General features: G+C 54.3%; 21 protein-coding genes and 1 tRNA gene. 16 read left to right on the forward strand and 6 right to left on the reverse strand.

The features are described from left to right. Positions 1-66: 66 nt before the first annotated feature. From JRI89_03010 to JRI89_03020, 3 genes are all read right to left on the reverse strand, one after another. The gene (locus JRI89_03010) at positions 67-1,353 is read right to left on the reverse strand and encodes a DNA helicase UvrD (protein ID MBW2070204.1); all 1,287 of its coding nucleotides are present in this window, start codon (positions 1,351-1,353) and stop codon (positions 67-69) included. 114 nt (positions 1,354-1,467) lie between these two features. Continuing rightward, on the reverse strand, positions 1,468-2,658 hold the full coding sequence (locus JRI89_03015) for a class I SAM-dependent rRNA methyltransferase (protein MBW2070205.1): 1,191 nt from the start codon (positions 2,656-2,658) through the stop codon (positions 1,468-1,470). A gap of 20 nt (positions 2,659-2,678) precedes the next feature. Further along, complete coding sequence (locus JRI89_03020) at positions 2,679-2,882, reverse strand: zinc ribbon domain-containing protein (GenBank protein MBW2070206.1); 204 nt, start codon at positions 2,880-2,882, stop codon at positions 2,679-2,681. Between the two features lie 261 nt (positions 2,883-3,143). On the opposite strand from JRI89_03020, the gene JRI89_03025 reads away from it, so the two are divergent. From JRI89_03025 to JRI89_03095, 15 genes are all read left to right on the forward strand, one after another. Continuing rightward, positions 3,144-4,130, forward strand: coding sequence for a 50S ribosome-binding GTPase (locus JRI89_03025; GenBank protein MBW2070207.1), 987 nt, complete (start codon positions 3,144-3,146; stop codon positions 4,128-4,130). Between the two features lie 326 nt (positions 4,131-4,456). Next, on the forward strand, positions 4,457-5,800 hold the full coding sequence (locus JRI89_03030; GenBank protein ID MBW2070208.1) for a sigma-70 family RNA polymerase sigma factor: 1,344 nt from the start codon (positions 4,457-4,459) through the stop codon (positions 5,798-5,800). Positions 5,801-6,139: 339 nt separating this feature from the next. Continuing rightward, positions 6,140-6,898 (forward strand): DUF4198 domain-containing protein, encoded by a 759-nt coding sequence (locus tag JRI89_03035; GenBank protein ID MBW2070209.1) that lies wholly within the window; start codon positions 6,140-6,142, stop codon positions 6,896-6,898. Between the two features lie 9 nt (positions 6,899-6,907). Next, the gene (gene cbiM / locus JRI89_03040) at positions 6,908-7,522 is read left to right on the forward strand and encodes a cobalt transporter CbiM (GenBank protein MBW2070210.1); all 615 of its coding nucleotides are present in this window, start codon (positions 6,908-6,910) and stop codon (positions 7,520-7,522) included. Between the two features lie 10 nt (positions 7,523-7,532). Beyond that, positions 7,533-8,159, forward strand: coding sequence for a hypothetical protein (locus tag JRI89_03045; GenBank protein MBW2070211.1), 627 nt, complete (start codon positions 7,533-7,535; stop codon positions 8,157-8,159). 131 nt (positions 8,160-8,290) lie between these two features. Beyond that, complete coding sequence (gene thiD / locus JRI89_03050) at positions 8,291-9,103, forward strand: bifunctional hydroxymethylpyrimidine kinase/phosphomethylpyrimidine kinase (GenBank protein MBW2070212.1); 813 nt, start codon at positions 8,291-8,293, stop codon at positions 9,101-9,103. Positions 9,104-9,500: 397 nt separating this feature from the next. Further along, on the forward strand, positions 9,501-10,853 hold the full coding sequence (locus tag JRI89_03055) for a TolC family protein (protein MBW2070213.1): 1,353 nt from the start codon (positions 9,501-9,503) through the stop codon (positions 10,851-10,853). Between the two features lie 189 nt (positions 10,854-11,042). Continuing rightward, positions 11,043-11,762 carry a cell division ATP-binding protein FtsE gene (gene ftsE, locus JRI89_03060; protein MBW2070214.1) on the forward strand — a complete coding sequence of 240 codons (720 nt, stop codon included), beginning with the start codon at positions 11,043-11,045 and terminating at the stop codon, positions 11,760-11,762. Between the two features lie 4 nt (positions 11,763-11,766). Further along, positions 11,767-12,660, forward strand: coding sequence for an ABC transporter permease (locus JRI89_03065; GenBank protein ID MBW2070215.1), 894 nt, complete (start codon positions 11,767-11,769; stop codon positions 12,658-12,660). Next, the gene (locus JRI89_03070; protein ID MBW2070216.1) at positions 12,657-13,871 is read left to right on the forward strand and encodes a peptidoglycan DD-metalloendopeptidase family protein; all 1,215 of its coding nucleotides are present in this window, start codon (positions 12,657-12,659) and stop codon (positions 13,869-13,871) included. Before JRI89_03065 ends, JRI89_03070 begins: the two co-directional genes overlap by 4 nt. Positions 13,872-14,107: 236 nt before the next feature. Continuing rightward, entirely contained in the window at positions 14,108-15,439 is a 1,332-nt protein-coding gene (locus tag JRI89_03075) for a S41 family peptidase (GenBank protein ID MBW2070217.1), read from the forward strand. A 166-nt stretch (positions 15,440-15,605) separates the two neighbouring features. Continuing rightward, positions 15,606-16,817: a divergent polysaccharide deacetylase family protein gene (locus JRI89_03080; protein MBW2070218.1), complete on the forward strand. Its 1,212-nt coding sequence runs from the start codon at positions 15,606-15,608 to the stop codon at positions 16,815-16,817. Positions 16,818-17,090: 273 nt separating this feature from the next. Next, positions 17,091-17,861, forward strand: a complete 771-nt coding sequence (locus tag JRI89_03085) for an ABC transporter permease (GenBank protein MBW2070219.1) — start codon at positions 17,091-17,093, stop codon at positions 17,859-17,861. After that, complete coding sequence (locus tag JRI89_03090) at positions 17,861-18,637, forward strand: ABC transporter ATP-binding protein (protein ID MBW2070220.1); 777 nt, start codon at positions 17,861-17,863, stop codon at positions 18,635-18,637. Before JRI89_03085 ends, JRI89_03090 begins: the two co-directional genes overlap by 1 nt. A 27-nt stretch (positions 18,638-18,664) precedes the next feature. Further along, positions 18,665-20,104, forward strand: a complete 1,440-nt coding sequence (locus tag JRI89_03095; protein MBW2070221.1) for an MCE family protein — start codon at positions 18,665-18,667, stop codon at positions 20,102-20,104. Positions 20,105-20,176: 72 nt separating this feature from the next. Here JRI89_03095 and JRI89_03100 read toward each other — a convergent pair whose 3' ends face one another. Beyond that, entirely contained in the window at positions 20,177-20,923 is a 747-nt protein-coding gene (locus tag JRI89_03100; protein ID MBW2070222.1) for a 5-formyltetrahydrofolate cyclo-ligase, read from the reverse strand. Positions 20,924-21,050: 127 nt separating this feature from the next. Between JRI89_03100 and JRI89_03105 the strand changes: the two genes are divergently transcribed. Then, positions 21,051-21,125: transfer RNA gene (locus JRI89_03105), tRNA-Thr, on the forward strand. A gap of 29 nt (positions 21,126-21,154) precedes the next feature. On the opposite strand, the gene JRI89_03110 is transcribed toward JRI89_03105, so the two are convergent. Together JRI89_03110 and JRI89_03115 are read right to left on the reverse strand one after the other, a co-directional pair. After that, the gene (locus JRI89_03110; GenBank protein ID MBW2070223.1) at positions 21,155-21,451 is read right to left on the reverse strand and encodes a Txe/YoeB family addiction module toxin; all 297 of its coding nucleotides are present in this window, start codon (positions 21,449-21,451) and stop codon (positions 21,155-21,157) included. Beyond that, complete coding sequence (locus JRI89_03115; protein ID MBW2070224.1) at positions 21,444-21,722, reverse strand: type II toxin-antitoxin system prevent-host-death family antitoxin; 279 nt, start codon at positions 21,720-21,722, stop codon at positions 21,444-21,446. Before JRI89_03115 ends, JRI89_03110 begins: the two co-directional genes overlap by 8 nt. Positions 21,723-21,743 lie beyond the last annotated feature (21 nt).

Below are 21,743 nucleotides of genomic sequence, written 5' to 3' on the forward strand. Positions count from 1 at the left end.
AACTCCGCTCACGGCAGCCAGAGCTAGATCTTAGCAGTGGCCGACCTTCAGCCAGACTCACCAGGTTCAAAATAGACCTAGCTGACCCGAAAGTTCTCTCCTTTCCTCGCCGTCAAACACCCGTATGGTGCCAAACTCCCCATCATAGCCAGGCGAAATGCTCACCTGCCCCTCTCTTACCTTAGCAATGCCTGCAGCCAGCAGATTGTAGCCAAGGCTTCTCAATCTTTGCAGCTCCTCCTCGACCAGGATGTGGTACTCATTGCCGAATCTGCTCAAGAGCTCCATATAGAGCTTGTCCACCTTCTTGCTGTTCATCCCCACCTGCTCTATCTCTGCGATGATTTCTGCCAGGGGTATGAGAGCTCGAAATGGCAGGGCGCCGGGTGGACGATGACCCGGGGGGAAATCTGCCAGCTCCTCCACCCGGTGCATCACCCCCACAGTGACAGGTCGGTTGCACCTGGGGCAAAGACCTCCTGCCTTTCTGGTCTCCTCGGGTGACAGTCGTATTTGACAAGAGCGGTGACCGTCGTAATGATATTTGCCCTCTTGCGGGAAAAATTCAATTGTCCCGAGGAACGCCCTGTTGTGCGGTTCGCAGATCGCCCTCATGATAGCAGCATAGGTGAGATCCGTGTCGAACAGATTTGCTTCCCGCATGAGCTTGGCCGGCGAATGGGCATCGGAGTTGGATATGAGGCGCACATTTGCCAAATCTGCCAGCCGCCAGTTCATGGGTGGATCCGAGGAGAGGCCAGTCTCTATAGCCGGAATGAGGGGAGTCAGCTCTTCAAAGCACTCCTGCAGACTGTCGAAACCGGATCTGGCGCCGAGTATGGAAAAGTGAGGCGTCCAGGCGTGCGCTGGCACCAGAACGATCTCCTCTGATACCTCCCTGGCAATCTTCAGGAGCTCCTTGGCGTCTAGACCCAAGATCGGCCGTCCGTCCGAGGCAATATTGCCGATGCGCGCCAGAGCTGCTTGCAGAGCCGCGGCACTTTGCATCTCCGGCAAGAAAAGGAGACTATGAATTTTGCGAACCCGGCCGTCTTTTTTGTAGATACTGCTGATTTCAGCGCTCAGCAAAAACCGCACCGGGGAGCGGCAGCGCCCGGGAACGGCCTGATCGACTGCTTCTGCCAGATCCGCCCTGAGCTTATAGAGACCGGCTTCAGCAGGGACCAGTTTCTCTTGCAGTTCACTGAGCCAGCCAGGGTGGCAGCAGTCTCCTGTACCCAGAACAGTGATCCCCTTGAGCTGCGCCCAGCGGTGCAGCTGTTCAGGGATCATTGCCTTGCTCGTGGCTACCGAGTAATGGGAATGAATGTGCAGATCGGCTAGGAAGCGCAAAAGATACTCCTCTGGAGGTGCGCAATAGAATTCATGGTCGTGCAAGGTTGGCAGGTCGGGCCGGTTCGAACGGACCCTACTGTAACGGAGATGACCGGCAAATGCAAGCCTGTCTCACATCGGCTGCAGTACCTGCAGAAAAGCACACTTGAGATATTCACTTTCAGGGTGACCCAGGAGGATCGGGTGATCCCTGGCCTGGGTAAACATGCCAAGGAGTCGAAGCTGTTTGCCCGCTGCCCGAGCCGCCCGCACCAGCACCTTGCGGAAGCGCTCCGAGCTGAGATGGTGTGAACAGGAGCAGCTTATGAGGAGGCCCTCTGGAGGGAGAAGCTTCATGGCCCTTCTGTTCAGATTGACATAGCCCTGTTCTCCCTGTACCAGTCTCGCCTTTGTCTTGACAAAGGCCGGGGGATCCAGAATGATGAGGTCGAAGCGTTCCTCTGTGTCAGCCAGGAAAGCAAAAATGTCCTGCCGTTCGAACCGACAGCAGTGTACCAGGCCGTTCTGGGCGGCATTCAGTCTAGCACCTTCCAGCGCCTGCGCCGAGACGTCCACCCCCACCACCTCGCGGGCACCACACCTGGCAGCATGCAGTGCCCAGGCGCCCTGGTAGCAACAGCCGTCCAGTACCCGTGCTGCTGCTGCCACCCTGTCAACCAGCAGCCAATTTTCACGCTGATCAAGGAAAAGGCCTGTCTTCTGGCCATTCAGTAGATCCACATGCAGGGAGAGCCCATGAATATCCACCCTGAGATCATCGGGGAGCCTTCCCCTTGCCACACCTTTCTCCAGTGGTAGATCTTCGAGCAGTCTTGCCGGTGCATCATTGCGTACAGTGATTGATGCTGGCCGCAGAACTTCCTGCAAAACGTCCAGCAGAGTCGATTCCAGGCGGGACATTCCCTGGGTCAGGGTCTGCAGCACCACATGAGAGGCATAGTAGTCTACAATGAGACCGGGGAGGAAATCTCCTTCAGAAAAGACCAACCGCAGCACCTGGGCATCAGGCAAAAATCGCCGCCGTCTTGCCAGAGCAGCCAGCAAGCGGCTTTTCAAGAAATCTCTGTCTATGTTCACCTGCCGACGGCTGAGCAGACGTATGCTGATCAGAGAGTGCGGATTGAGGTGGCCGACTCCGAGAAACCTTCCCTGCCAGGAGATCACTCGCACCAGCAGGCCTGGTTCAATCCCCTGCAGTGAGTCATGGATTTCATTACTGAAAACCCACGAGTGTCCTGTGAGCAGCCGTCTTTCTTCGTTTTTCTTGAGCCGCAGTGTGGGTATGTTGTCAGTGGTTGGCACCGCCAACCTCGCTAGGAGGCTCAGGAAAATCCGGAACTGCTGCAGCCGGAGGCCGCGGCAGTGCCAGACCCCGTAGAGGAAGTTGTGCAGGCAAAAGCTGACAGTAGACGCTCCACCTGCTCCGCCCCGCAGTGAGGGCAGCTGGGCGCGGGCTCGTCAGTTTTGAAGACCAGAGTTTCAAAACATTCGTTGCAGGAGCAGCAGCGGTATTCGTATATTGGCATGACAAACCTCCCTGAGAACAAGCTTCGACAGTATAATAAACATCCTCGACAAATGATGCAACTGTCAAGAAACTCGGTAATTTGTAGATCCTGGCCCACAAGCCCCCTGGCACCGATGATAATTCTCTCCCCCAGGCACATCTGAGGGGACCGCATATCTGCAAAGCCTGGCAGACATTGACTTTCGCGATGAAATTTTCTATATAGATATCAAACAGTTCAATGGGCACTAATCTATAAACCACGGCTTACAGGTCGTTTATGCCTGCCAATCTGCCACCAGAGTATCTGGAAGCTGAACAGCGTCTGCGTGCCGCCAGGAGCCCGGCAGAAAAGATCAGCTGTCTAGAAGCAATGCTCACTGCTATGCCCAAGCACAAGGGCACCGACAAGCTCAGAGCCGCCCTGCGCCGGCGAATTTCCAAGCTTAAAGCCGCAGCTCAGACCAAGAAGTCAATAAGCAAGAAGGAGTCTGCCTTCCGCATTGACAAGGAAGGCGCCGGACAGGTAGTGCTGGTGGGGCCACCGAACGTGGGGAAGTCGGCACTGGTTGCCGCACTGACCAATGCCAACCCTGAAGTGGCTGACTTTCCTCATACTACCTGGCGACCCACACCCGGGATGATGCCTGTGGCCAACATCCAGGTGCAGCTCATTGACACGCCGCCCCTGACAAAAGAGTACGTGGAGCCCGAGCTGCTGGCTCTCATTCGCAGGGCGGATCTCATAGTGGTAGTGGTTGATCTGAACACAGATCCCATGCAGCACCTGGAGGATGTCATTGCTCTGCTGCGCGAACACCGCATAGCACCGCGTCGTTACCAGCAGCAATGCCAGGAACAGCACCGCTGGACTTTTATGCCCTTCCTTGTCCTGGCGAACAAGAGTGACGATGAGACAAGCGTCGAGAATGAGGAAATCTTCCGGGAGTTGATGGACGAGGACTGGCCGTTGGTTGCGGCTTCAGCCGCCACAGGACGCAACCTGGAGCTCTTCAAGCAGGCGGTTGTGGAACGCTTGGAAATCATCCGGGTGTATTCAAAAGCGCCTGGCAAAGAAGCTGACCGCTCTGCTCCCTTCATATTGAAAAAAGGCAGCACTGTGGCTGATTTTGCCGCAAAAATTCACAAGGATTTTCTAGAGAAACTCAAGTGCGCCAAGATATGGGGTACTGCTGTATTTGACGGCCAGATGGTAAATCGCGATCACGTCCTCAAAGACGAGGACGTGGTGGAGCTGCACGTCTGAGCGCCTCCCTGCTACCTTATCGCTCCCATCCCCTACATAGCGCAGCTGACCAGGTTCTCCGCCTGTTTGCTGAGTGCAGTTGGGGTGCTGGCACTCGGCACATGATGGGGGCCGCTGACGGGATTTGCCGCGGTGCTCTCTCCGACTGCCGCTATAGCCTGCCGAGCATTCGTGATTTTTTTCTTCTTGACAGGTGTACATAGACTGCTTAATTTCCTATTTGGCTAGTAGTAGTTTGACAGAACTGGTAAGCTGGCTCAGCGACAGACCAGGTCTTGTGGGTGAAGTAAGAAAGATGCTGGGAGTGAAAACGGATGGCTTTTTGTATGGAGAACAAAACAGATAACGACGATGCCAATGAGGAAGCTTTCGACCGCCAGGCAGATGATCTAGGTGACTTGCTCGGCAGAGGATTCCTGGAAGTGGAGTCTCTAGAAGAGCTGGGTTGCTTTGATCAGAACTCGGCTGCCGGTTGCGCCGATGGGCTTACTGATGCCGCTGAATGTGCTGCCGGCCCGCAGACTCTGCCGGACATGGCTGGAGAGCAAGGCCGCTGCAGCCCAGAGCAGTCTGCCGGGCCCTTGCCAGAAGCGGATGTGGAGGCTGAGGATCTTTTCCAGGAAGACCTGATCAGCTTCTATCTTCAGGAAATTGCTCGCTACCCTCTGCTTACTCCTGAGCGAGAAATGGAGCTGGCTAGAACTATCAAGGAAGGCCAGAGGCAGCTTGTGGACCTGCTGTGGGACAAGCGGGCCGCAGGGAGTGAGTTTGACGAAGTTCGGCAGCAGCTTCACGCCTGGGAAGGTGATTCTACTCTGTATCCCGGGCTCAGGGAGAAAATGGTGCAGCTCGCCAAAGAAGCACTCGGAAAGGCTGCCAGCAGAGAAGGAGCCTCCAGCGGGCACCAGGCCCTGTACCATGATGCTTTGCTGATTGCAGCCCGCATCGATGAAGCCAAAAGAGAGATGGTGGAGGGCAATCTACGACTGGTGCTCAGTATTGCCAAGCGTTACCGGGGCCGGGGGTTGAGTTTTCTGGATCTCATTCAAGAAGGCAATATGGGACTCCTCAAAGCAGTATCGCGCTATGACTATACCAAGGGCAACCGCTTCAGCACGTATGCGACCTGGTGGGTGAGGCAGAGTGTAATTCGCAGCATATATGACAAGACTCGTACTATTCGTCTGCCAGTGCATTTTATCGAAATGAAGAGCTTCTTTTTTAAGAACTTCTACGAGCTGGTAAAAGAACTGGGCAGAGAGCCCACTCCAGCAGAAATTGCCGAATACAGCGGTTTGTCTCTAGAAAAAGTGAAAATGATCATCCAGCTTTCAAACCGACCCATTTCCCTGGAGGCGCCCTTCGGAGGCGAAGACCAGAAGTTAGGAGATTTTATTGCAGACGACAACAGTGTATCTCCTCTGGAACGTGTCAGTGAGAAGGAGCTGGCCAAAGTGACTCGCGAGGTGCTTGGTTCGCTCAGCTCGAGGGAAGAGACCATTTTGAAGTCGAGATTTGGCATTGACGGTAAACCCGAGGAGACCCTGAAGACAATAGGAAAACGCTTCAGCGTTTCCAAAGAACGCATACGGCAAATCGAGAAAAAGGCGATACGAAAACTCCGCCATACTCCTCGCCGTGAACAACTCAAATGTTTTCTGGAAGAATAGCTCGCTGTGGTCGCCGGGGGCCGATTTGCAGGTGGCTTGCGGAAGCCGCCGCTCTATCCCGGGCGCTCCATTGGAGATGGTTCTGCGGCATGCTGCAGAGGAGACTAGAGTGTCAGGACAAATTAACCATTGACAAGATCCCAAGAAATGGACTATATGAAAAAGTAGTTGGAGGAAGAAACCTCCAGTAAGTCTACAAGAACTATACAGCAGCAAAACGAGCCACGAAGGCTTATCAGAATAAACGGTAAGGCTTGGTGGCTTTTTTCGTGTCTGGCCTCTGTTCCCACAGATGCGTAAAACAAGCCACAACCTTGCAACGACAAGAGGAGGTTGCTGATGCGCTGGTTTGTTGCTCTGTTGACGGCTGTTCTGTTGTGTTCTTTCGCTTTGCCCGATGCCCGGGCTCATTTCGGCATGATTATCCCTTCTGATGAGATGGTCATGAAGGGCGACAGCCCAGTGGTGACTGCTCGTCTCATGTTCTGGCATCCCTTCGAAGACCACGGCATGAATCTGGACAAGCCTGCAGCCTTCGGAGTGGTGGTGCATGGCAACAAGCAGGATCTGCTCGGCACTCTAAGTCCTGACAAGCTTCAGGGGCATACCATCTGGAAGACGAGCTACAGGATAAAGCGGCCAGGTATCTATGTATTTTATATGGAACCCAAACCCTACTGGGAACCAGCCGAGGATACCTACATAGTGCATTACACCAAGACAGTGGTAGCTGCCTACGGCGACGATCAAGGCTGGGATGAGCCCATTGGTCTGAAGACCGAGATCGTCCCCTTGAGCAGACCTTTTGCTCTCTATGCAGGCAACGTGTTTCAGGGAATGGTGCTGCTCAATGGTAAGCCGGTGCCGGGTGCTGAAGTGGAGGTGGAATATTTCAATGAGGCGGACACCTACTCGGCGCCCACAGATTATATGGTAACCCAGACCCTCAAGGCGGACCCCAATGGCATTTTTACCTATGCCGCTCCGGTGGCAGGCTGGTGGGGATTCGCCGCCCTTAACACTGACAGCCGCCAGCTAAAAGGCAAAGATGTGGAGATCGGCGCTGTGCTCTGGGTTCGTTTTCACCAGATGAAATAGGAGTTTCTCATGCACATATCAGAAGGAGTTCTTTCTGCCCCGGTTCTGCTGGCTGGTGTTGTGTTTACGGCCGCGGGAGTGGCTGTAGGCCTCAAGAAGACTGAACCTGAAAAGATTCCGCAAGTGGCAGTGCTGACCTCGGCCTTTTTTGTGGCCTCACTGGTGCACGTACCCATTGGCTTTTCATCGGTGCATCTGGTATTGAACGGCCTCCTGGGCTTGCTGCTCGGCTGGGCCGCCTTTCCTGCTATTCTGGTGGCCCTTGCCCTGCAGGCCCTTCTTTTCCAGTTCGGCGGTCTTACCACCCTTGGAATAAATACCTTTAACATGGCCTTTCCCGCTCTCGTCTGCTATTACCTTTTCGCCAGAGCCATCCCGCGCAAACGGGATGACCTTGGTCTGGTTCTGGCCTTTATGTGCGGCTTCATAGCCATTCTTCTCAGTGCGCTCCTGGTAGCGGCCTGTCTGGTATTCACCGGCGAATCCTTTATGGCAGCTGCCAAAGTCTTGCTGCTTGCTCACTTGCCAGTAATGTGTATAGAGGGAACCATTACCGCCTTCTGCTACGCCTTTATCAAGAAGGTAAAACCGGAGATGTTGGGAGTTACCCATGCAGCCAGCTAGAGGGAGAACTATGCAGCACATCTTGTTCTTGCTGCGGGCGGCGCTTGTTGTCTCGATATTTACTGTGCCACTGCTGCCGAAGCAGGCTCTGGCCCACAAGGTCAACGTGTTCGCCTGGGTGGAGGGTGATACGGTCCAGGTGGAAGGCTATTTCAGCGGCGGCAAGAAGGTGCGACAAGGGTTGGTGGAAGTCTTCGATCCCGCAGGGAAAAAACTTCTGGAGGGCCGCACCAATGACCAGGGAGAATTTTCCTTCAAAGTACCGCAGAAGTCTGACCTCAAGATCGTCCTTACGGCCAGCATGGGCCACAAGAATGACTTTACCATTCCCGAGAGTGAATTAGAGGGCACAGCCGCAGTGGTCGATTCGCACAGCGGCCAACAGGAGCAGAAAAAACAAGCGGCCCCTGCAGCCGCCGCCGCCGACACGGCGACCGCCGTTGCCAGCAATGTGAGTGCGGAGCAGCTGCAGACAATAATGGAAAAAGTGCTCGACAGAAAGCTGGCACCGCTCTTCAGGCGACTGGGAGAAGAACAGGCAGCAGGACCCGGGCTCAGTAAAATAATCGCTGGAATCGGCTACATTATTGGTATAATGGGTCTGGCCATGTTCTGGTTCAGCAAGAAAAAAACCTAGGGCAGCAAGGCTGTGCTCGGCCCGAGACGCCTTGCCCCAAGAGGGGAGTCCGCGGCAAAGCCGCGGCCTGTAAAGGGCACCGCCCTCGCTTCTCAGGGGCAAGCTGATGACACGGCAGCTGAATGTGAGCCATGAAACGGATACTCACCATAGCGGGTTCTGATTCTGGAGGCGGCGCCGGCATCCAGGCCGACCTGAAAGCAATCACTTTGCTGGGCGGCTTCGGGATGAGCGCCATTACTGCTCTCACTGCCCAGAATACTGTAGGTGTAATGGCAGTCCACCAGGTGCCCGTGGATTTTATTGCGGCCCAGATCGATGCAGTTTTCACTGACATTGGGGTGGATGCAGTAAAGACAGGCATGCTCGCCAACAGCGACGTGGTCCAGCTGGTGGCTGAAAAAATTGCCTGGTATTCTCCAGAGGTAGTGGTAGTGGATCCGGTTATGGTTGCCAAGAGCGGCGATCCCCTGCTCGCAGAGGAGGCTAGAGATGCTCTCATCCAGCTGCTGCTGCCTCGGGCCACCATGGTAACACCAAACCTGCCGGAAGCATCTGTTCTCGCCGGCCAACAGGTAACCAGCGAGACAGAAATGCGCCAGGCTGCCAGAAAGATCCAGGCCGCTGGCCCGGCTCACGTGCTCATCAAAGGAGGTCATCTGAGCGGCGCAGCCCTGGACCTGTTGTTTGACGGCCAGGAATTCTATGAATTTCGGGCAGCTCGCCTAGACACCAAGAATACGCACGGCACCGGCTGCACTTACGCCGCAGCCATTGCCACCTTTCTTGCCATGAAAATGACACCTCGAGATGCAGTTTCACAGGCCAAACGCTTCATCACCGACGCCATCCGCCACGGCTTGCCTCTAGGACGCGGCCACGGTCCCACCAACCCTTACGCGGCTGTCATGAAGAGCAATGACGGCCAGGGCGCTGGAGAGTAACTATCCTTTTCTCGAATCACGGCAGTTTCTTCTATTCTGTACTTCTCTAATATCTCTTCCTGGCAAGCCTCGAAGAGCACAAAGGGTGGTTGTCAACAAAACCGGGCATTTTCCAGCGGCCGCCGGGAAGAGCTGTTGTTACACCCAGAAAAACAGGATGAGTCTTGCCAGAACTGCTCTTGACAAAAAATCACCGATTCCCTAAGTACCAAAGTATTTGTGTCACCACTTGACAGCGGCAACTACCTCTGTGCCAAAATGCCCAGGGGCTGGCAGAGGAAAGCTCCCCCCAGGAAACATCGCGGCGTATCTTCTGCCGCCGGTGGAGCTGTTCGGGGCTTCTGTGGCCCAGAGTAAACTTTATTTCACTGCAGGATTTGCCCAAGCGAGGTGTGCAATGGGTCGACAACAGCAAAAGCGAGAGAAGGTGATACCTGGATTGTGGTTGGCAGTGGCTCTTGTTCTGATGATGCTGGCTGGCACAGGTTCAGAAGTTACAGCCAGTCAGGAAGAGCCGGTGGCCCTCACTCTCGAAAAGAGCATAGAGATAGCATTGCAGCGCAACCTCAGCATCAAGGTAGCTCAGGAGGGGGTAACAGTAGCCGAGCAACGCAAAAAAGAATCTTTCACCGAATTTCTGCCAAAACTGAAAGCGGAATACGGCTACCGACGTCCCAGTGAGAATACTGTCACTTTCGGTGGCATCAGTGTTCAGGCTGGAGACAGAAATCAGTATAGATTCACTGGCACCCTGGAACAACCTATTTTTACCGGTTTTGCAATTCTCACCAACTATCAGTTGAGCAAACTCGGGCTCGATGTGGCGAAAATTCTCCTCGAACAGGCCCGGCAGGACCTCATCCTGCAGGTAAAAGAGGCTTATCTCGGCATTCAGAGGGCGGAGAAGCTCCAAGAGGTCGCCGCCCAGTCGGTGCGTCAGCTGGAAGAGGAAGTGAAAGTAGCAAAAAGCTTCTATGAGGTTGGCATGAAGCCCAAAGTCGACGTGCTCGATGCTGAGACTCGGCTGGGAGACGCCAAGGTACAGTACATTCGCACCGCTAACAATCTCCGGGTTGCCGAGGCCAATTTCAACACGGTGCTGCGCCGCCCCCTCGAGACCCCGGTAAAAATAGCGGATGTGCTTACTCCCAAGCCATACGACAGAACTTATGAACAGAGTGAAGCAATCGCCCTCAGCCACAGACCCGAAGTACTGGAAGCGCAGAAAAAGGTAGAGAGTGCAGAAAAGGAAATTTCTCTGGCAAAAAGCAACTTTTACCCGACCGTGACCTTTGCCAGCAACTACTATCGCCGGGGCAACAGACCAAATGTGCAGGGAAGCAATTTTGTTGATCGGGAAAACTGGGACATCATAGCAGTGGCCAACTGGACTTTCTTCGAGTGGGGCAAGACGCTCTACTCGGTGAACCAGAAACGCGCCCAGTTGCAGCAGGCCAAAGACGCCCTGAAACAGGTGGAAGACTCGGTTCGTCTCCAGGTGAAAAGCGCCTATCTTACCCTGCAGGCTGCTAAGGAGGCCATTGTGGCAGCAAAGCTGAGCGTTGAATCTGCAGAAGAGAACTTCAGGATCAGTCAGGAACGTTACCGCGGCCAGGTGGCTACTTCAACAGAAGTGCTCGACGCCCAGACCAGGTTGACCACGGCCAAGACAAACTACACCAACGCCCTTGTTGCCTATGACCTGGCCAGGGCCCGCCTGATTCGCGCCATGGGTCTGGAGGAACTGTGACCTCCAGGAACAAAGTGGCTGCCCTGGCAGCAGTAGCCAGGATATCGCATAGAAGTGAATGAGTTAATGGCTTGATTTTCTTGCTTGAATGCCTATTGTGCCTGTGATAGGGTGTAGCCGCTCTTTGCTGGCGAGGAGCACTTTTTACAGGCGAAACCGCGCTGCATTCACGTGGGGGACCGGCAGCCCATGGTTCAGATGTACCATGTGTTCAAGAGCTACGACGGTGAACGTTATGCCCTGGCAGATGTGACGCTCACTGTGGACAGGGGCGACTTCCTCTTTCTCACCGGTCCCAGCGGAGCGGGCAAGACCACCTTGCTGAAACTCATATTCTTCGATGAAAGGGCCTCTTCCGGGCAGATCCTGGTAGACGGCATCAATCTGCAGCGCTTGAAGCGTTCGAGGGTGCCCTACTTCAAAAGGCGAATAGGAGTTGTCTTTCAAGATTTCAAGCTGCTGCTCGACCGCACCGTGTTCGCCAATGTTGCCCTGGCCCTCGAGGTTGCCGGCAAGCCAAGGGGATATATAGAAAAAAAAGTTCGCCAGGTGCTGCGGCTGGTGGGATTGGCAGGCAAGGAAAACCACCTCAGCCGCAAACTGTCGGGGGGAGAACAACAGAGAGTGGCAATAGCCAGGGCCATAGTGGTCAATCCCATACTTCTCCTGGCTGATGAACCCACCGGGAACCTTGACGAAGAAATCACCATGGATATCCTGGAGCTGTTCAGAGAGATTCACCTCAGAGGCACTACCGTGATCCTTGCTACTCACAACAAGAATCTCATCAGCCGGGTACCGAGCGCCAAGATTGCCATGTTGCGAGGCGGAGCCCTGGTAGCTTCAGGATTGCAAGTGGGTATGCACCGCAGTGGCGCAGCTGTTGAAATGGCCGCCCAGGGGAGATGAGCAAATGCGGCTGGGAATGGTGGGCTATTTCATCAGGAAAGCCCTGGAAAATCTGCGTTTGAAGCCTTTTCTCAGTCTGGTGACTTTGAGCACCATTACTCTCTCACTAATGATTCTGGGCCTTTTCGGCTTGGTGTACCTCAATTTGCAGCATTTTCTGCACAACTGGGGCTCCCGACTGCAGGTGACTGCTTATCTGCACGATAGCGTCACCCAGGAGCAGGCTGAAAAACTGCAGCAAGAAATTGGCCGCTGGCCTGCAGTGCAGCAGGTGGTCTACGTCAGCAAATCGACGGCTCTGGCTCGTCTGCGGGAGCAACTGCAGCAATACGCCGGCATCCTGGACGGCCTGCAAAAAAATCCCCTGCCCGCCTCCCTGGAACTCAACCTGAATCCTGAGGCTGCTGGGGTTGACCATTTGGAAAAGCTGGTGGGTCAACTGCAAAAGCTGCCCCTGGTTAGCGAAGTTCAATATGGCGAGAGATGGCGCGAGCGGCTCAAGACCGTGGCAGACGTGGTAAAGCTGTTCGGCATCACTCTGGGAGGACTGGTTCTGGTGGCTACGGTGTTGGTGATTTCAAACACTGTCAAGCTCACCTTCTATTCGAGGCGACAGGAGCTGGAAATCATGCGTCTGGTGGGCGCTACTGACTTTTTCATCCAGGCACCTTTTCTCATCGAAGGACTCCTGCACGGCCTGGGAGGGGCCGTTTGCGCCTGCGCTTCCCTGTTTCTCTTGCTCCATGTTTTTCTCTCCCGCGTCCATTTACCGCCGCTCCTGGGCATAGGGCCGACAACTCTGCTGCCAGTTTCGGCCATAGTCGGCTTTCTCGTCCTGGGCACCCTGCTCGGGGTGTTCGGCAGTGTAGTGTCCGTGCGGAGGTTTTTGCAAAGATGACCAGACTGTACTGCTCCTTGCTGTCGTTATTGCTCTGCCTGCTTGCGGCTGCCGCGGTGTGCTCGTCCAGTGAACAGGGCAGTTCCGCGGCTGCGGAAGCCCGCCAGGCGGAAATGCGCCGGGTTCGAGAGCGCATGCAGCACAGCCGGCAAAAGATTGAGTCTATGCAGCGTCAGGAACGCAATCTACTCGATCAGCTTGACCAGATGGAGCTGCGGTTGGAGAAACTCCGCGAACAGGTGGCAAAGCTCAAGGCAGAGCAGCTCACCGTCCAGCAAGAAGTGGCACTGAAGCGCAAACGTCTGCAGGTGCTGGTCAGGGAGATGCAGCAGTTTGAAGCACTGCTGGGACAACGTCTTCGCGTACTGTACAAGGCAGGCCGTAGCGGCTATCTCGATCTGTTGACTTCTGCTGCGGACATGAGTGATCTGCAGCATCGCTGGGTGTACATGCGAACCATTGCCGAGCAGGACAGGCTGTTGCTGGAGACGTACAGACGACGGCAAACCGAAGAGGCGCAGCTCACCCGAAAGCTCCTGGCCCAGGAAGAACGGCTCTCTCTTCTGGTAAGAGATTTGGCCAACCAAAAGGAGGAAATGGAGAACATTCGGCGTCAGCACGTGGCCCTGCTTCAGGACGTGCATAATCGCGAGCAGATGTATCGCCGTTACCTGGCAGAACTGGAAACAGTTTCGCGCAATCTGGAGAAAGTGTTTGCCAACCTCCAGGAGCAGAACAACAGGCGCTCTTTGCCGGCCCCTCACCAGGGTGGCTTTGCCAGGCAGAAGGGGACTCTGCCCTACCCTGTCCAGGGCAGGATAATCACCCGCTTTGGCCGCAAGCGATATGATAAATTCGGCACCACCATTGTCCATAAAGGGATTGACATGGCCACCAAGAAAGCATCTCCAGTAATGGCGGTTTATGGCGGCCAGATCATTTATCGAGGCTGGATTAAGGGATATGGAAACGTTATTATAATTGATCATGGCGACAAGTACTATACTCTTACGGCCCACCTGGGGGATATGGCCAAAGACGTGGGAGAAAAGGTGGAGGCCGGGGAGGTGATCGGCTACGCTGGCTACAGCGCTACTGCACGTTCAGCAGGGAGAATATATTTCGAAATTCGCCATCGGGGCCGAGCCCTGGATCCCCAGAGGTGGCTGTTGCCTGCCCTGGCCGGCATGAACAGCCCAGGCAGAGGATAAGGGCATACAAATTGCAGGAAATTGTCTGAATCCAGACTTGTCATGACGTAGCAAAGCTATTCTGGGGCAGCACTAAAATGGACACGGTTGCCATTGTGCTCCAGTATAAGAAGCCACAGTTTTCACTGTCGTGGCAGGAACGACATTGCGGTTCGCAATTGCCCTCCGAAGAAACCGGAGGCCAGCAAGCAAACAGTGAGCAACAAATCATAAAAGCGGCCGCATAAGGAGGTTACATGTCAAGGTCAAAATTACACTTACCCATTGTGCTTTTCTTGCTCGTGGTCGTTGTGCTTGTCATCGGCTGGGAGCGCTTAAGTGTACAGGACGTATCTGCAGAGGCAAAAGATGTCTATGAACAGCTGCAGGTGTTCAGCGACGCTCTCGATATTATCCAGGAAAATTATGTCAAAGAGGTAGACCAGGAAAAGCTGATCGATGGTGCCATCTCCGGCATGTTGAAAACTCTCGACCCGCACTCCTCATACCTGAATCAGGATGCCTATAAAGAACTGCAGGTGGAAACTAAAGGCAGTTTTGGCGGCATAGGCATTGAAATCACTATACGAGACGGGGTCCTTACAGTGGTTTCTCCTCTGGAGGGTACGCCGGCTTATGAATTGGGCATCCAGGCAGGAGACCAGATTTTGAAGGTAGACGGCGAACCCACCAAAGATATGTCCCTGATGGAAGCAGTGAAAAAAATGCGGGGGCCCAAGGGCACCAAGGTCACCCTTACCATCATGCGCAAGGGATTTACCAAACCAAAAGAATTCACTGTGATCCGGGCAATTATTCCCATCAAGAGTGTGCGAGCCAAGAGCATGGGCTCCGGCATTGGCTATGTGCGCATCTCCCAGTTCCAGAGTACTACCACCAAGGACTTGCGCAACGCCCTGGATAGTTTAGAAAAAGAGCTCAAGCCCATGAGAGGCTTGATTCTGGACCTCAGAAACAACCCGGGCGGTCTTCTCGACCAAGCAGTCAAGGTAAGCGATGAATTCCTGGACGAGGGACTGATAGTCTATACCGGCGGCCGAATAAAGAGTCAGGATATGGAGTTCCGGGCACACAAGAACATGCATCCCCATCCTTACCCATTGGTTGCCCTGGTAAACGAAGGCTCAGCGAGCGCCGCGGAAATTGTGGCAGGTGCGCTGCAGGATCAAAAAAGGGCTGTGATCCTGGGAGTAAAGACCTTCGGCAAGGGCTCTGTGCAAACTGTTATTCCCTTGAGAAATGGCTCCGCCATCCGCCTGACCACTGCCCTTTACTACACACCGAGTGGTCGTTCTATCCAGGCCACCGGCATTCAGCCTGACATCGTCGTCGAGCGGCGACTGCCAACAGAAGCAGACAACAAGAGTGCGGATTTCAAGGCAATCCGGGAAAAAGATCTCAAAAACCACATGGAGCAGAAGCAAGGAGCCGACGACGAAAATCGCCAAAAATTGGACAAGGAGGCCCAGATTCAAAAAGAACTCGAAAAGGACAACCAGCTGGCTCGGGCTGTGGAGCTGTTGAAGGGCTGGGAGATTCTTTCACGCATAAAACAAGCCGGCAGTTGAGGCCACGACTGTCTCTTTCAGGTTCCTGTCATTTCCTGCGCTTTGCTGGACAACGGATTTGCTCTAGCAGAATGTGGTGCCTTTGAACTGCAGAGGAGGTTCCTCCACAGGAAATGATGTTTTCAATAGCGCCGTCTCACTGCTCTGCAAGCATACCGACACATCTATGGCATCTGGGAAAAGGCCTCGCCGAAAAAAGAAGAAGCGCACCCCTTCAGGCAAAGACCTTCTGCTAAAATGGTCTCTGGCAGCTGTGGCAGTTGTCATTCTGCTGCTGCTGTTCTTGTGGTTTGACGCCTCTTTTTATCAACAGCCTCCTGCCATACCTGCATATGAAGAGGTCCAGGTCAACGGCTTCACTTCGCTGCTCGGCGAAGTGGAGATAGCCATCTACCATGGCCTCAGAGAGCTGGGCGTCAAAGAATCGCAAATTCGCTTCCGTAAAGTAGTACAGCGGTCTCGGGGGAATAGACACTGGGAATATGTTGAAATTGAAGTCCGGCTGAAACCGTCGCAAAACCTGGTGCAAACCCAGAATATCGTAACCAAAAATCTGCAAACTGTGAGCGGGGCGATTTCCTGGGAAGCAAACGGCAGAACACCCTCCAGCCGGGACCTCACTGTGCGAGTCATGGGCATGCTCACCCACAAAATCATCCTGACGCACAAGATTGAGCAGCCTCCTGCCAGGGCCCGGAAAAAACCAGCAGCCAGAGTTGCCATCGTAATCGATGATCTGGGATACGACCGCCGTCTGGCAGAAAAATTTCTTGCCATCAAGGAGCCTCTCTCCTTTTCAGTGCTGCCGCATGGCAGATTCAGCAAGACGATTGCCAGTGAAATCCATAAGAAGGGCAAGGAATTGATGCTGCACCTGCCCATGGAGCCTAAAGGCTTTCCTGAGGTCAACCCAGGACCTGGCGCCCTGTTGCTGGCAATGACGGACGAAGAGCTCAGGCAGCAATTGCAAGAAGATCTTGCTTCCTTCTCCTCTGTTGTGGGAGTCAACAACCACATGGGGTCACGCTTCTGCGAGCAGGCAGCAAAAATGAAAATAGTTTTGCAGGAGATCAAAAAGAGGAATCTTTTTTTCCTCGACAGCCGAACGAGCAAGGACACCACCGGGTACACTCTAGCGAAACAGCTGGGCATACCCTCTGCGGAAAGAAATGTCTTTCTGGACAACATCCAGTCGCCCCGGGCAATTCGCAGCCAGTTGCGAAGACTGGTGCAATTGGCTCGGCTCAAGGGCAGGGCCATTGGGATAGCTCATCCCCATCAGGTTACGCTCGAGGTACTCAGCAGCGATTTACCCAAGCTGAAAGAGCAGGGAGTCGAACTGGTATTGGTTTCGCAGATTATCCACCCACCCACCTGAGGAGTGCCCAGAGCTCTACCTGGTTGGCCGTATTTATCAGGGCACTCAGCCCCAGATTGTCTCTCTTGACAATTTGTTATGATTTCCGTATGGTTAACTGCTCACTGTGACTTTGGGCCGAAAAGCGTCACCAAGGCTCGATAAGGGGATCACTTGCGCTCTTGGCTGGCAGGGCTCTCCTGTGTGACAGCACCAGCTGCTGGAACCCTGGCACGCCAGGGAACACGGTGAGTTGTTTACACCTGGCCACCTGCCTCAACTTATTGGGACGTCATGCAGGCAATCCTCACCGAGATCGGCAGACTTACCTATCGTCTTCTCTTAGAGACAGGCCAGATAGCCATTATGCTGTTTCAGGCAGCCACATGGCTTGTACGTCCGCCTCTGAAGGTAGGCCTCATTTTCAAACAGATGGAATTTGTGGGGGTCAAATCTACCACTGTAGTAATTCTTACCGGGGCATCCACCGGTGCTGTACTCGCCCTGCAAACCTATTACGGCTTCACCAAGTTCAATGCGGAGACCATGGTGGGTGCGGTGGTGACCTTGTCCATGACCAGGGAGCTCGGCCCGGTACTCACCGGACTCATGGTAACTGCCCGAGTGGGCTCTGCCATGGCCACAGAACTCGGCACCATGAGGGTCACCGAGCAGATAGATGCCCTGGAAGTTATGGCGGCCAACCCCATAAAGCACCTGGTTGTGCCACGATTGGTGGCCACTGTACTGATGCTGCCGGTGTTGACGGTAATGTGCGTCTTTATCGCCGTTGCTGGCGGCTATGCAGTTGGCGTCAATTTGCTCCACATCAATCCAGGACTTTTCATGAGCAAGGTCTATGATATGGTGCAGCCCATTGACCTGTTCAATGGCCTGATCAAATCGGCTTTCTTTGGGCTTATCCTCAGCCTGGTGGGCTGCTATAAAGGTTTTGCCACCTCCGGTGGAGCAGAGGGAGTCGGCCGTTCAGCCACAGAGGCCGTTGTGCTCTCTTCGGTCCTCATCCTGGTGAGCGACTATTTTCTTACAGCGCTGATGTTTTGATGACTGAGGTCAACAACAATTCTAGGGTAGCAATCCGGGTGGAAGCATTGTACAAAACACTCGGGGGACAGCCCGTGCTCAGAGGCCTTGACCTTCACATCGAACGGGGAAAAACTACTGCGGTAATTGGTCAGAGCGGCTCCGGCAAAAGTGTGCTCTTGAAGCACATCATCGGCCTCATGAAGCCAGACTCGGGAAAAGTTCTGGTTGACGGGGTGGACATTGCTGCCGTCAATAGTCGCCAACTCAATGAAATAAGAAAGAAATTTGGCATGTTGTTCCAGGGAGGAGCCCTTTTCGATTCCATGACCGTTGCCGAAAATGTGGCTTTTCCCCTCAGGGAACATACGACAAAAGATGAAGAGGAGATCGCCCAGATTGTGGCAGACAAATTGCGGCAGGTGGGGCTCAAGAATGTGGAGCACAAAATGCCGTCTGAACTCAGCGGCGGCATGAAAAAGAGGGTGGCACTTGCCAGGGCCATTGCCCTCGATCCGGAGATCATCCTCTTCGACGAACCCACAACTGGCCTGGACCCAGTGACCGCAGACGCCATAAATGATTTGATTATCACTACTCATATGCGGACCCAGGCCACCCTGGTGGTGATCAGCCATGACATCGAGGGGACCTTCAAGGTTGCCCACAAGGTTGCCATGCTCTACGAAGGACGGATCATAATGGAGGGAACGCCGGAGCACTTCCGGCTCAGCAACGACCCGGTGGTGCGACAGTTTATTGAAGGCAGGGCCGAGGGTCCTATAGTGGTGGTGTAAGGGACCCGACTGATCGGAGACCAAGGAATGGCAAGACTGACAACTGAGGCACGAGTGGGACTCTTTGTCCTCTTGGGCATAATCCTGCTGGTCTACATGTCCCTGAAACTCGGTGAATTTCATTTTGGCCGCAGAGGCGGCTATGAGATCTATGCCATTTTCGACTCCGCTGCCGGCCTCAAGCTCAACGTACCGGCTGAAATAGCTGGTGTGGAGGTGGGCAGGGTCATGGGGGTAGAACTCGAGGCCGGCAAAGCAAAGGTCAGACTGCGGATCAGACCAGGTGTCAAGCTCAGCACCGATGCCACAGCCACCATCCGCACCAAAGGCTTGCTGGGAGACAGATACATAGAAATCCAGCCCGGCACTCCCACTGCAGAGCCCCTGCCACCAGGAGGGACTATCGTCCACACGGTGACTCCTCCGGAGATGGACCAATTGTTGACCAAGCTGGGACAAATAGGCGACGACATCCGCCAGGTGACCTGGACTCTCAGCCAGGTACTGGGGGGTAAAGAGGGGGCGGCCAGCCTGAAACAAGTGTTTCGCAATATCCGCGAGCTCAGTGAGAATCTAAACATGGCCGTCAAACAGAACATGGAACACTTCGATGCCATAATGGCCAATCTAGATCGCTTCAGTCATGACATCAGAGAGATGAGCGGGGAAAACAAGGAAGATTTCAAGATCATTGTTGCCAACATGAAAAACACTTCCAAGCAGCTGGAAGAGGCTATTACAGCCGTGCGCCAGGTGGTGGACAAGGTAAACCGGGGCGAGGGCTTTTTGGGACGTCTGGTGAACGACCCGGAAACTGCGGCAAATCTCGACGCCACCCTTGCCTCATTGAAAGAGGTCTCAGACAAGATAAACAGAGGGGAGGGATCTCTGGGTAAGCTGGTCAACGACGAGGAGACCGTGGACAATCTCAATGAGGCCCTGGGCAGCATCAACCGCGTTCTCAGCCAACAGGAGCGGTTCAAGACCTACCTGAGCTACCGGGGTGAATACCTGGTGGACGGCAGTGATCTCAAGTCGTACGCCAGCCTGAGAATTCAACCTCGGCCAGACAAGTACTATCTGCTTTCTGTGGTGGACGTGCCCAAACGCGGCGACCGCAGCGATGGTATCAAGGTGTCGGCGCAAATCGCCAAGCGCTACCAGGACGTTGTTCTCCGGGGCGGTGTTCTGGAGTCCACAGGGGGGGTTGGCCTGGATTACTACCTGCTGGACGACAGCCTGAAGTTCAGTTTCGAAGCCTTTGATTTCGAGGACAGCCCCCACCTGAAATTGTATGCTGACTATACCTTCCTGCAACATCTGTTTGTCACTATGGGCTGGGATGATTTTGTGGGCAGCGAAGGCGACGCCTCCTTCTTTTTCGGGGCGGGAGTGCGCTTCCTGGACGAGGATATCAAGGCTCTGCTTGGCGGCGGGGCCACAGCTGCGGCTGCAGCCAGAAAATAGCCCACTGTCATATGATACTCTGCCGGCGGAACTGCCCTACCGCCGGCTTCAAAGCAGCCATATGTTGCTCCCCTAACGATTCGAGGTGTTTTTCCCCTGTCTGAGTTTTTGCAATAGGCGCAAATGCTCGGCGCGTCTTGAGTCCAGCTTTTCCCATTCGAGGCCTGCAGGCCGCAGGGGGCGCGGGCTGATCGCAATAAGACGGCTGGGCGTGACAACCACGTCTACGGGGACGTCATGTGCCGCAGTTGGGATGTGGCTGCAAATCTGCAAGTCGTCCACCAGAGCAGCAATTCTGCTCTCCTCCCCGAGGGAGCCAATACTGAGAAGAATGGCAAACTCCAGGTCAAAGTAGCCTGAGCCCTTGCCCAGCCTGACTCCCTGCAAACTGACAGCCACCGCTCCAGTCACCAGCATATCCAGGCGGCCGATGGCTCGGCGCGTTGTGGCCAGTTTCTTGCCGAATCTACGCACTCCCGAACTGCTGGCAGCCCGCCGCCAGGTTCTGGGCCTGAGCACCTGCCCTTCGAGCAGGTAAAAGCCGTCACGCAGGCCTGGTGTGGCCATGATCAGCCTTTTGCCATCGGCTAGACAATTGAGCCGCACCTGCAGCAGGGCCCTGTCCGGCGTTGCCAGAACGGTAGCCGCCCTTCTATAGGCCTCGAGCCGCCGCAGCCTTTCTGCCGCCTTGTTCTGCCCGGGAAACAGGGGAATCTTGCCATAAGGATCTGGAGAAATCCCTCGAGACTCCAGCAACTCCCACACCTCATGCCTCAGTGCTGCCTTGCGCCTCGCCACAGCCGCGGTTGAGCCATTCATGAATTAAGTATTCCCTTGCAGATCAACTTCTGGTAACAAAAAACCCCTGCCCATGGAGCAAGGGTGTCAACCAATTTCTCCTTGACCACCAGTGAAACCAGGTGATATAAGCAATTGCTTACCATGAGCCGGCGTAGCTCAGGGGTAGAGCAGCTGATTCGTAATCAGCAGGTCGCGGGTTCGAATCCCATCGCCGGCTCCAATGATATCAATAAGAAGGAATAGCACCCTTCAATAATGATAACGTGCTTGAATAAAATCGACTCTATCCCGGCTTACTACGTAGACCAGCCTATGTTCCTGGGTGATTCTGCGAGACCAAATGCCTGGTCCAAGAAACTTTAGTGGTTCTGGTTTACCCACCCCTTGAAAGGGATCACGCATTACTGCTTCTATGAGTTTAAGAATCCGAAGAGCTGTCCGACGGTCTGTTTCGACCCAGTAACGCAGATCCTCTCTGAACTCAACCTGGAATACAGCTTGCCTCTTTCTGCTGCTTTGAGGCGATCCCTTTCTCCGCTTACTCAAAGCCGACCTCGCTGCGAAGTTCTTCAATAGTTTGTGGTGTACCGATTCCTTGCCGAACTCGATTAAGAGCAGAGAGCAACCGCTTCGTATTGGCAGGTGAACGAAGCAAATGTACAGTTTCGAGCAGGCCAGCGAGTTCCTCGGCGGCTATCATAGCGACATCCTCACTTCCACGCCGTTGGATAATTACAACCTCTCTATTCTTGGTAACTTCATCAATTAAGGAAGCGAAATTTGCACGGGCCTTGGTGTATGTTGTTTGAATGGCCATGATGGTCCCCTCATATAATGT

The organism is Deltaproteobacteria bacterium, assembly GCA_019309045.1.
In the GTDB taxonomy this organism is placed as follows: domain Bacteria; phylum Desulfobacterota; class Syntrophobacteria; order BM002; family BM002; genus JAFDGZ01.